Below are 11,350 nucleotides of genomic sequence, written 5' to 3'. Positions count from 1 at the left end.
CATCTGTAGAATGTCACCTCGTTCGCCAGGGTAGCCTGGCATTACCGCTTTGCCCGCGAGGGCATGTTTGCCCATTAGCAATTTCGAGAGACGGATGAACATCACCACCTTTGCAAAACGCCTTTGCCTTTTAATCCCGCTTTTCACCGCGCCTGCCGTGTTTGCGGCAGAGCAGATGACGCCATCGGCACCGCAACTGGCGGCCAAGGCGTACGTGCTGATGGACGCCAACAGCGGTAACGTTCTGGTCGAGAACAACGGCGACCAGCGCCTGCCACCGGCCAGCCTGACCAAGCTGATGACCGCCTACATCGCGACTCTGGAAATCCGTCGCGGGCAAATCGGCGAAAACGATCCAGTGACCGTCAGCGAAAACGCCTGGCGCACCGGCGGTTCGCGGATGTTCATCAAGGTGGGTAGCCAGGTGACCGTCAGCGACCTGCTGCACGGCATCATCATCCAATCCGGTAACGACGCCAGCGTGGCCCTGTCCGAGCACATCGCGGGCAGCGAAGACGCGTTCGCCGACATGATGAACAAGACCGCTGGCGACCTGGGCATGGTCAACAGTCACTTCATGAACCCGACCGGCCTGCCGAACCCTGATCACTACGCCACCGCCCACGACATGGCGCTGCTGGCCCGTGCGATCATCCACGAAGACCCGGCTCACTATGCGATCTACTCACAGAAAGAGTTCTTCTGGAACGGCATCAAACAGCCAAACCGTAACTTGCTGCTGTGGCGCGACAAGACCGTTGACGGTCTGAAAACCGGCCACACCGAAGAAGCGGGCTACTGCATGGTGTCCTCGGCCGTTCGTGATGGTATGCGCCTGATCGCCGTGGTCTTCGGCACCAACAGCGAACAAGCCCGTGCCGCCGAAACCCAGAAGCTGCTGACCTACGGTTTCCGTTTCTTCGAAACCCAGACCTTCTACCAGAAGGGCACCGAACTGGCTCAAGCGCCGGTCTGGAAAGGCACCGAGCGTCAGATCAAGGCCGGCCTGGCTGACGATCTGTCCATGACCATGCCTAAAGGCGAGATGAAGAAACTCACCGCCAGCATGAGCATCAACCCGAAACTGGTTGCGCCTATCGCCAAGGGCGACGTGATCGGCCAGGTTGAAGTGAAACTGGAAGACAAGGTCGTGCGCACCGCTAATCTCATCGCCATGGACTCCGTTGAGGAAGGTGGTATCTTCCGCCGCCTGTGGGACAGCATTCGCATGTTCTTCTACAGTCTGTTCAACTGATCACGGGTTACTCACCGACTGACCGTTGACCCTATGCCCCCGCCGCTGATCGCGGTGGGGGACTGTCCGTTTTCCGGCTTACGAGGCCGTTACTGCCATGACAGATTCCGACGTTAAAGCACCAAAAATCGAATTTCCGTGTGCCGATTATCCGATCAAGATCATCTGCGATACCGGCGCGGGCAACAAAGACAAAGCCATCGAGATCGTTGGCAAACACGCCAACATCAACGATGAGCGTGTGGATGAGCGCCAGAGCAGCAACGGCAAGTACACCACCGTGCAGCTGCATATCCTCGCCACCGACCAGGATCAGCTCTACAACATCAACAGCGAGCTGCGGGCCACAGGTTTCGTGCACATGGTGCTGTGATGGGCGAGCGTCTGGGCTTTCGCGATCTCGGATTGATCGACTACGAGCCTACCTGGCAAGCCATGCAACGCTTCACGGACGGCCGCACTCGCGAGACGCCCGATGAAGTGTGGCTGGTCCAGCATCCCCCGGTTTTCACCCAGGGACAGTCTGGCAAGCCCGAGCATCTCCTCCTTCCGGGTGATATTCCGGTGGTACAGGTCGATCGCGGTGGCCAAGTGACTTATCATGGGCCCGGTCAACTGGTGGCGTATCTGCTGCTGGATGTGCGTCGCCTTGGGTTCGGCGTGCGCGAACTGGTCACCCGGATCGAGCACAGCCTGATCGAGCTGCTGGCCAGTTATGGCGTCACGGCAGCCGCCAAACCCGAAGCGCCGGGGGTCTATGTCGACGGGGCGAAGATTGCCTCTCTGGGCCTTCGTATCCGCAACGGTTGTTCCTTCCATGGTCTGGCGCTCAACGTCGACATGGATCTGGACCCGTTTAAACGGATTAATCCCTGCGGGTATGCGGGGCTGGCGATGACCCAGCTGCGTGAACAGGCAGGCCCGATTGAATTTGCCGAGGTTAGTGCCCGGCTGCGTGCGCAGCTCGTCAAACACCTCGACTACGCTGAGCAGACGACCCTAACGGGCGGAATCGATTGATATGACTACTGCGCATGAGACGGCCGATGCCGTGCAAACCCTGATCCCCACTGTGAACGTGGTCACACCTGAGCGTGCGGCGCGTCCGAAAGTTGAAGCGGGTGTAAAGCTGCGTGGCGCGGAAAAAGTGGCGCGCATCCCGGTGAAGATCATTCCTACGGTTGATCTGCCGAAGAAACCGGACTGGATTCGCGTCCGCATCCCGGTTTCTCCCGAGGTTGATCGCATCAAGGCCCTGCTGCGCAAACACAAGCTGCACAGCGTGTGCGAAGAGGCGTCCTGCCCGAACCTGGGCGAGTGCTTCTCCGGTGGCACCGCCACCTTCATGATCATGGGCGACATCTGCACCCGTCGCTGCCCGTTCTGCGACGTCGGCCATGGTCGTCCGAAAGCACTGGACGTGGACGAGCCGAAGAACCTGGCTGTTGCCATCGCTGACCTGAAACTCAAGTACGTCGTGATCACTTCGGTGGACCGTGATGACCTGCGTGACGGCGGCGCCCAGCACTTCGCCGACTGCATCCGTGAAATCCGCGAACTGTCGCCGAACGTGCAGTTGGAAACCCTGGTTCCGGATTACCGTGGTCGTATGGACATCGCGCTGGAAATCACCGCAGCGACGCCGCCAGACGTGTTCAACCACAACCTGGAAACCGTGCCGCGTCTTTACAAGGCCGCGCGTCCGGGTTCGGACTACCAATGGTCGCTGACCCTGCTCAAGCGCTTCAAGGAAATGGTCCCGCACGTTCCGACCAAATCCGGCCTGATGCTGGGCCTGGGCGAAACCGACGAAGAAGTGATCGAAGTGATGCAGCGCATGCGCGAGCACAACATCGACATGCTGACTCTGGGCCAGTACTTGCAACCGTCCCGTAACCACCTGCCGGTTCAGCGCTTCGTCCACCCGGACACCTTCGCCTGGTTCGCCGAGGAAGGTTACAAGATGGGCTTCAAGAATGTCGCTTCGGGGCCGCTGGTGCGTTCCTCGTACCACGCTGACGAACAGGCCAAGCTGACCAAGTCGTTGCTGACCGCGGGCTGATTTTTCTCGGTATTGCACGCAATAGAAAAGGGCCGGATATCGCTATCCGGCCCTTTTTTTGCGCGTGTTGTATGGAACGCCGCTGCCATCTTGTAGGAGCGTGGCTTGTCCCGCGATCTGACGCGAAGCAGCAGTGAATCCGCTTGACGCGCGATATCAGGAAAACCGAGTGATCGATGCTTCGACGACTCCGTCGCCGATCGCGGGACAAGCCGCGCTCCTACAGGCCCATGCTTTCCTTATGGCTTACGCAAACTCTCCAACAACTCCTGCGTCGGGTAACCGTCCGCTGGCCAGCCAAATGACTGCTGGGCGCTACGAATGGCTTTGCGGGTATTGGCGCCAATGATGCCGTCCGGCGCGCCTGCGTCGTATTGGCGGGCCGAGAGCAGGGTTTGCAGTTCAATGCGCTCAGTGCGGCTCAGAGGACGATCTCCGCGCGGCCACTGGCCAATCACATAACCGCCGCCCGTGAATCGCTCAGACAACAGCCCAATGCCCAGCCCGTAGGACGACGAGTTGTTGTACTTGAGGATCGCCCGAAAGTTATCCATCACCAGAAATGCCGGGCCTTTATAGCCCGCAGGCAGCAAGAGTGCCGCCTGCTGTTGCAGCAGGTTGGCGGGGAGGGGGGCGCCGTTGGGCAGCTTCAGACCCAACTGCTGCCACTCGGCGATGGTTTTGCGGGTAGACGCATCGGCCATGGCGTAGTCGAAGCCTTGCCGCAGTTGCACCTCGAAACCCCAAGGCTGGCCTTTCTGCCAACCTGAGCTTTGCAGATAGTGCGCAGTAGAGGCCAAGGCATCGGCGGGCGAATTCCAGATGTCGCGTCGGCCATCGCCGTCGAAGTCCACGGCATGGGTGTTGTACGTCGTGGGAATGAACTGCGTCTGCCCCATCGCCCCGGCCCAGGAGCCGAGCATGTTTGGTGCATCGATGTCGCCGTGCTGAATGATTTGCAGCGCGGCGATCAGTTGATCCTGCGCGAACTGAGGACGGCGTCCTTCATAGGCCAGCGTCGCCAGCGAGCGGATCACCGATTGGGTGCCCTGGAACTGGCCGAAGCTGCTTTCCATGCCCCATACGGCGATCAGTGCCTGACGATCAACGCCATAACGCTGCTCGATGGCGCTCAGCACGTCAGCGTACTGCGCGAGCAAGGCCTGGCCCTTGCGCACACGCACAGCCGATATGGCGCCGTCGAGGTATTCCCAGACCGGGCGCGTGAATTCAGGTTGGCTGCGATCGGCTTTGACCACGCTCATGTCCGGCGTCACGCCCGCGAAGGCACTGTCGAAGACGTCCGGGCGAATGCCCGCGCTCAACGCCTGATTGCGAAACATGGATTGCCATTCGGCGAAGCTCATGGCCGGCTGGATTTCAAAATTGGTGTCGTCGGGAGCGGCCACAGCGCTGGAAGGCGTGGGCGCGGCTTTCGCGACGTTCAGAGGGGCGGCTTGAAGCGGGGTGGCGACGGCAGCGGTGGGTTGCTCCGCACAGGCGACCAGTACGAAGAGGCTGGAGGCGGCGATCAATTGGCGGACATGCCAACGACGGGGAAAACTAAAGGGCATTCTGGGGTCCACAGGGATAAACCGTAAGGTGCAGACCTTACCATGTCGGCCCTGTCGGCGGGGCGCCGGTCAGTCACCTGAAATGTTTCAAGCTGCCATAACGGAAGAAGCCTCCCAATCTCTCGACTGGAAGGCTTCGCGGCGGTAGCTGCCTTTGCCCTTGGTGGGTTGTTCCTGACGGCTGCGGAACAGGGGCTGGGCAATGATGGATTTGGCCTTGTTCGGCCGCTTTTTGGCTTTTCTCATGGCGATACTCTCTTTGAGTGGTGGGTGGAGCGGCGGGGATGATCGGGCAGATTGGCGCACAGGTCTAATTGATCTGTCCTATGAATGCTTAGTCCCGAGCTATGGAAATCCCCGTGGGAGCGAATTCATTCGCGAAAAATCCGACGGCCGACAGAAATGCGTGGGTGGTAACGACGTCTCGCGATTGAGTTCGCTCCCACAGCTCGTCGGTGTTGCCCTGTGAGATCTATTCCGACGGCAACGCCAATCGCTGGCCTGCCATCTGGATCGACAATCGGCTGAGGCTGTTCCACACCGAACCCTGTGCCTGACCCTTGATCTGCGCGTCGATGTGTTGAGCGTCCATCAACAGCTGTGCCCAGCGTCGGGCGGAGTGGCGTTGCAGAGCTTTGCTCATCAGCGGTTTGCGCTTGTCCCAAATAGGCGGGCGGGCCTGGCTGAAGGCTTTGTCCAGCGGCACGCCCTGGCTGAACTGCAACGCCAGATTCGCCAGCACCCGCAGCTCCCGAGACAATGCCCAGAGAATCACCGGCGGCTCCACGCCTTCCCCGCGCAGGCCTTCCAGCATGCGCAGCGCGTGAGACGCTTCGCCATTGAGGATCGCGTCGGTCAGCCCAAACACGTCGAAACGCGCACTGTCCGCCACGGCTGCCTGCACGGTTTCGACGGTAATCTGGCCTTGCTCGGCCATCAGTTTGAGCTTTTCGATTTCTTGAGCGGCCGCCAGAAGGTTGCCTTCCACGCGAGCAGCGATCAGCTCCACCGCGTCGGGGCTGGCGGCCAGCCCGGCCTGCGCCAGACGCTGTCGAATCCATTGTGGCAACTGGCTGGCGTCCACCGGCCAGATTTGCACGAACTGGGTTTGCGGTCCCTCGACCAGCGCTTTGCCCCATTTGGTCTTCTGCGCAGCACCGTCCAGCTTGGGGAGGCTGATCAGCAGCAAGGTATCTTCAGCCGGACGACCGCAGTATTCCAGCAACGCGGCGGCGCCTTTGTCCCCCGGTTTACCGGATGGCAGGCGCAGCTCCAGCAGACGACGTTCGGCGAACAGCGACATGCTGGCCCCGGCTTGCAGCAGGGTGCCCCAATCGAAGCTTGAGTCGGCACTGAAAACCTGACGCTCATCAAAACCCTGCTGACGGGCAGCGGATCGGATGGCGTCGCACGCTTCCTGACATTGCAGCGGGTCATCGCCGCTGACGATGTAGACAGGCGATAACGCACCTTGAAGGTGTTTGGAGAGCTGGGCGGGGGCGAGTTTCATGGGTCAGAAAAGATCAGGGCCGGCGAACCGGCCCTGATGCCATCACTTGGACGGGATTTCGATCGGAGACTGTTGAGGCGTCTCGTCGCGAACACGTTGAGCGGCGGCTTCGGCATCGGCCTGGGCACGAGCGGCGGCGTCAGCCTTGGCTTGCAGTTCGTCCAGACGCTGCGGCGACAGCTGCTGCAGGCGGGCAATCAACTTCTGCACCAGGTCGCTGCGCATTTCCTTGCGGATCTGCTCGGCTTCCTGGTCGGAACCGATCAGGTTGTTGCCGTCATGCACGTAGGTCTTGGTGGACTGTACGTTGTCATCGAGCAGCAGCACGTTCTTGGTGCCGTGGATTTCGTATTTCACCACGGTGGTCAGCTCATACTCGGCCGAGTTGCCGGAACCTGCGTAACTCGCGGTGCGCTGAGTCTCGTCTTCACGGGCCAGGAACAGCTTGTATTGAGCACCGGTGTAAACGTGCACGCCGCTGTTGGTCAGGGTGTTTTTCAACTCAGTGACAACCTGGCCGTAGACGTCGCGGGCGCTAACGTCCAGCTCCTTGATCGACAAGGCGTTGGTGCCAGTGCCGCGCAGCTGGAAACCGCAGGCGCTCAGCAATACCGCGAGGCCCATTACCAGCAGATTGCGTTTGATCATCTTGTTGCTCCCCTTGAATCCGTTTGAGCCCGAAGTGCGGGCTCTGGAAGTGTGTTGGGCGCCTGACCGTGTCAGGCGCCTGATCCAATCAGCTGGCGACGATGTTCACCAGTTTGCCGGGTACGACGATCACTTTGCGAATCGTCAGACCGTCGATGAAGCGCAGCACGTTTTCGTTGGTCCGTGCAGCGGCTTCGACGTCCTCGCGACTGGCACTGGCAGGCATTTCGATCTGACCGCGCAGCTTGCCGTTGACCTGTACCACCAGTTGCAGCGTGTCCTGCACCAGAGCGGACTCATCCACCACTGGCCAGCCCGCGTCGATCACAGGATCAGCGTGACCCAGCGCGTTCCACAGTTCATGGCTGATGTGCGGCGTGATCGGGGCGAGCAACAGGGCGACGGTTTCCAGACCCTCCTGCAACAGCGCACGATCCTGTTCCGACGCCTGCGGTGCTTTTTCCAGCACGTTCATCAGCGTCATTACCTGAGCAATGGCGGTGTTGAATTTGTGGTGCTGACCAACATCCTGACCGGCTTGCTTGATGGCCAGGTGGATGGCACGGCGCACGGCTTTTTGATCGTCGCTCAGTGTTGTTTTGTCCAGCGCGCCCGGCAGGCCAGCGGTGACGTGGGCCTGGCCCAGACGCCATACGCGCTTGAGGAAACGGTGCGAACCTTCGACGCCGGAGTCGGACCATTCCAGGCTCATGTCAGGCGGCGAGGCGAACATCATGAACAGACGGCAGGTGTCGGCGCCGTACTGATCGATCATCGATTGCGGGTCAACGCCGTTGTTCTTCGACTTGGCCATTTTTTCGATGCCGCCGATTTCCACCGGCAGGCCATCGGCGATCAGCTTGGCGCCGATGATCTTGGCCTTGGTGTCGCGTTCGAATTCGACGTCAGCCGGGTTGAACCAGGTTTTGCTGCCGTTGGCTTCGAGACGGTAGAACGTCTCGGCAACGACCATGCCCTGGGTCAGCAGATTCTTGAACGGTTCGTTGGAACTGACCAGACCTTCGTCGCGCATCAGTTTGTGGAAGAAGCGCGCGTACAGCAGGTGCAGGATCGCGTGTTCGATACCGCCGATGTATTGATCGACCGGCAGCCAGTGGTTCGCGGCTTTCGGATCGACCATGCCGCCTTCGTAGTGAGGGGAGGCGTAGCGGGCGAAGTACCACGACGACTCTACGAAGGTGTCCATGGTGTCGGTTTCACGCTTGGCCGGTGCGCCGCATTTCGGGCAGATGCACTCGTAGAATTCAGGCATGCGCGCCAGTGGCGAACCTGCGCCATCCGGTACGACGTCTTCTGGCAACTTGACGGGCAACTGGTCTTCAGGGACCGGCACGTCGCCGCAGGTGTCGCAGTGGATGATCGGGATCGGGCAGCCCCAATAGCGCTGACGGCTGATACCCCAGTCGCGCAAGCGGAACTGAGTGCGCGACTTGCCGAGTTCTTTCTTGGCGAGGGCGGCTTCGATGGCGTCGAAGGCGCCGGCGAAGTCCAGACCGTCGAACTCGCCGGAATTGATCAGCACGCCGTGCTCGTTGTACGCGTCCTGCCAAGGCGCCGGGGTTTGATCACCCGCGCTGGTGCGCACCACCGGTTTGACCGGCAGGTTGTATTTGGTGGCGAATTCGAAATCGCGCTCGTCGTGAGCCGGAACAGCCATGACCGCGCCGTCGCCGTAGTGCATCAGCACGTAGTTGGCGACCCACACTGGCAGCTTCTCGCCGGTCAGTGGGTGCTCGACGAACAGAGAAGTCGGCAGGCCTTTCTTTTCCTGCGTGGCGACGTCAGCTTCCGCGACGCTGCCGCTTTTGCATTCGTGGATGAAGGCTTGCAGCTCAGGATTGTTCTGCGAAGCCAGGGTCGCCAGCGGGTGCTCGGCGGCCACGGCCACGTAGGTCGCGCCCATCAGGGTGTCGGCGCGGGTGGTGAAGACTTTCAGGGCACCGGCTTCGCCGATGGAGGCCTGGTCGTACGGGAACTGCACTTCCATGCCGCGGGATTTGCCGATCCAGTTGCGCTGCATGGTCTTGACCTGTTCAGGCCAGCCCGGCAACTCGTCGAGGCTCTCCAGCAGTTCATCGGCGTAGGCCGTGATCTTGAAGTAGTACATTGGGATTTCGCGCTTTTCGATCACCGCGCCCGAACGCCAGCCGCGGCCGTCGATCACTTGCTCGTTGGCCAGAACGGTCTGATCGACCGGGTCCCAGTTCACGGTGCCGTTCTTGCGGTAGATCACGCCTTTTTCGAACAGGCGCGTGAACAGCCATTGTTCCCAGCGGTAGTAATCAGGCTTGCAGGTGGTGACTTCGCGGGACCAGTCGATCGCCAGACCGAGGCTCTTGAGCTGGGTCTTCATGTAGGCGATGTTTTCGTAGGTCCACTTGGCCGGTGCGACGTTGTTCTTCATCGCGGCGTTTTCTGCCGGCATGCCGAACGCATCCCAACCCATCGGCTGCAGCACGTTCTTGCCCTGCATGCGCTGATAGCGGGCGATCACGTCACCGATGGTGTAGTTGCGCACGTGCCCCATGTGTAGCTTGCCGCTAGGGTAAGGGAACATCGACAGGCAGTAGTACGTGTCCTTGCCTGGCTGTTCACTGACTTCAAAAGACTTTTGCTCTTCCCAGAAGGTCTGGGCGGCGGCTTCGATTTCGCGGGGCTGATAGAGTTCGTGCATGGCTACTTTTGACTAGAGATTGGTGACCCTTGACCGCTTCGCTGCCGTCCCGGACTGGAGGGGCGTCACGTGTCAGGCTGTGCCTTTGCCAACGCGACGGGTTCGAACCCGGAGGAGCGGAAGTGGAATAACAGGAAGCGCCGTAGCATACATGAGGGCAGACTATCGAGGGAAACCTTTGATTGCATGCGCGAGGCCCTCCAACCCCCGTCATTCGCCGTTGGTCGCGGCATCGCGCCGGTTTTTGCAGTGCCGCTAAGCTCATTGTCGAGGGTATGTGTTTATCTTCAGTGAGGTGAACGGATGGCAGAGCTGCGGCACCAAGTAGAGAAACCTGATCTGTATGACCGTTTGATTGATCGTCTGGGGCTGGCCCTGGACATGGCGAAAACAGCAGTCCGGCTTCGCAACGAGTACCCCACCGAACTGGAACTCCGTGGTTTGAGTCAGGCTGAGTTTCAGTTGATCGAGGCCTATCTGGATCGCAAGGACGTCGTTGTAAGAGAGGAATCACCGAACATCAAGAAAGGGAGTCTCAGCAGTTCCCGGGAGCCTTCGGAGTCGGCCCGCGGCCCGCAACTTTCAACCAATGTCATCTGGTTGAAGGACCAGCGTCGCGCCAAGGTGTCGGCAAAGTTGAGTCGCTACAGTTCCAGCAAACATTTCAAGCGGTAACGTTTACGGGTCCCAATCCCGTCTGATTAAGCATTGTTGCTTAGCGTCAATCCTTCTAGGCTTCGGGCATCTTCTGGAGATGCCCGATGCCTTTTCGTTACGCCATCAAGAACCTGCTCCTGCCGCCCGGCATCTTTCTGCTGCTCCTCTTATTCGCCTGGTGGTTGAGAACGGCTCGACCGCGTCTGGCACGAGCGCTGTTTGTGATCGGCTTCGTTGGACTGCTGTTGACCAGTCTCCCGGTGGTAGTGGAGTGGTCGGCCAAAGGCATCGAACGCATTCCGCCCCTGCAACAGGACCAGTGGGCAACCCTCGCCCAGCACGCCGACGCTATCGTGGTGCTCGGTTCCGGCCGTGAGCGCAACGACCCCAGTTGGGGCAGTGACATCCCGACGGGAACGGCCCTTGAACGGATGCGGTATGCGGCGCGTTTGTCCAAGGCCTCTGGCCTGCCGATTTTGACCACGGGCGGGTTGCATTACGGCGAGCCGCCAAGTGAAGCGGCGATCATGGCCGATTCGTTGCGCGACGATTTTGGAGTGACCGTCCGCTGGCAAGAAGGCGAAAGTCGGACCACTTGGGAAAACGCGACGATGACGGCGGCCGTGTTGCAGCCCTTGGGGATCAAACGAGTGGTCGTGGTGACGCAGGCCTGGCACATGCCGCGTTCGGTCTGGAGCTTTGAAAAGGCCGGTTTTGCGGTCGTGCCCGCGCCTGTCGGCTTTTTGAGCACGGACAACGCCAGACCGTTTGCTGGCTGGCTGCCGGAGTCCAAAGCCGTGTGGCAGATGGGGCAGTTGATCAATGAAGCGGCGGGGTTGGTGGGGTATCGGGTGTTTTATCGGTGATTTGGCGGGCTCTGCATTTCCCTGTGGGAGCGAATTCATTCGCGAGAGGCCGGTAAATCCAACATATCTCCATTGGATGTACC

The 11,350-nt window shown here is 60.2% G+C and carries 11 protein-coding genes; 6 read left to right on the top strand and 5 right to left on the bottom strand.

Features of this window, described 5'->3' with window-relative positions:
• The first annotated feature begins 94 nt into the window (after window positions 1-94).
• From ACWKWE_RS28325 to lipA, 4 genes are all read left to right on the top strand, one after another.
• The gene (locus ACWKWE_RS28325) at window positions 95-1,255 is read left to right on the top strand and encodes a D-alanyl-D-alanine carboxypeptidase family protein (RefSeq protein WP_166597480.1); all 1,161 of its coding nucleotides are present in this window, start codon (window positions 95-97) and stop codon (window positions 1,253-1,255) included.
• 97 nt (window positions 1,256-1,352) lie between these two features.
• Complete coding sequence (locus tag ACWKWE_RS28320; RefSeq protein WP_483852416.1) at window positions 1,353-1,628, top strand: DUF493 domain-containing protein; 276 nt, start codon at window positions 1,353-1,355, stop codon at window positions 1,626-1,628.
• On the top strand, window positions 1,628-2,275 hold the full coding sequence (lipB, locus tag ACWKWE_RS28315) for a lipoyl(octanoyl) transferase LipB (protein ID WP_166597482.1): 648 nt from the start codon (window positions 1,628-1,630) through the stop codon (window positions 2,273-2,275). Before ACWKWE_RS28320 ends, lipB begins: the two co-directional genes overlap by 1 nt.
• Window position 2,276: 1 nt before the next feature.
• A complete protein-coding gene (lipA, locus tag ACWKWE_RS28310; protein ID WP_341961746.1) occupies window positions 2,277-3,317 on the top strand; it encodes a lipoyl synthase in 1,041 nt (346 codons plus the stop codon).
• Window positions 3,318-3,556: 239 nt separating this feature from the next.
• On the opposite strand, the gene ACWKWE_RS28305 is transcribed toward lipA, so the two are convergent.
• From ACWKWE_RS28305 to leuS, 5 genes are all read right to left on the bottom strand, one after another.
• Window positions 3,557-4,891, bottom strand: coding sequence for a lytic murein transglycosylase (locus tag ACWKWE_RS28305; RefSeq protein WP_166597483.1), 1,335 nt, complete (start codon window positions 4,889-4,891; stop codon window positions 3,557-3,559).
• A gap of 87 nt (window positions 4,892-4,978) precedes the next feature.
• Window positions 4,979-5,137: an alternative ribosome rescue factor ArfA gene (gene arfA / locus ACWKWE_RS28300; protein WP_483852415.1), complete on the bottom strand. Its 159-nt coding sequence runs from the start codon at window positions 5,135-5,137 to the stop codon at window positions 4,979-4,981.
• Between the two features lie 226 nt (window positions 5,138-5,363).
• Window positions 5,364-6,401, bottom strand: a complete 1,038-nt coding sequence (holA, locus tag ACWKWE_RS28295) for a DNA polymerase III subunit delta (RefSeq protein ID WP_166597485.1) — start codon at window positions 6,399-6,401, stop codon at window positions 5,364-5,366.
• Between the two features lie 42 nt (window positions 6,402-6,443).
• The gene (locus ACWKWE_RS28290; RefSeq protein ID WP_166597486.1) at window positions 6,444-7,049 is read right to left on the bottom strand and encodes an LPS-assembly lipoprotein LptE; all 606 of its coding nucleotides are present in this window, start codon (window positions 7,047-7,049) and stop codon (window positions 6,444-6,446) included.
• Between the two features lie 88 nt (window positions 7,050-7,137).
• Window positions 7,138-9,744, bottom strand: a complete 2,607-nt coding sequence (gene leuS, locus ACWKWE_RS28285) for a leucine--tRNA ligase (protein ID WP_483852414.1) — start codon at window positions 9,742-9,744, stop codon at window positions 7,138-7,140.
• A gap of 303 nt (window positions 9,745-10,047) precedes the next feature.
• On the opposite strand from leuS, the gene ACWKWE_RS28280 reads away from it, so the two are divergent.
• Both ACWKWE_RS28280 and ACWKWE_RS28275 read left to right on the top strand, forming a co-directional pair.
• On the top strand, window positions 10,048-10,419 hold the full coding sequence (locus tag ACWKWE_RS28280) for a hypothetical protein (RefSeq protein ID WP_341961756.1): 372 nt from the start codon (window positions 10,048-10,050) through the stop codon (window positions 10,417-10,419).
• Window positions 10,420-10,505: 86 nt separating this feature from the next.
• The gene (locus ACWKWE_RS28275; protein WP_483852413.1) at window positions 10,506-11,267 is read left to right on the top strand and encodes a YdcF family protein; all 762 of its coding nucleotides are present in this window, start codon (window positions 10,506-10,508) and stop codon (window positions 11,265-11,267) included.
• The last annotated feature ends 83 nt before the right edge of the window (window positions 11,268-11,350 follow it).

The sequence above is a fragment of the Pseudomonas salicis genome, assembly GCF_057128705.1.
Note: the sequence above shows the minus strand (reverse complement) of the source record. Positions and strands in the feature narration are given on the sequence as shown.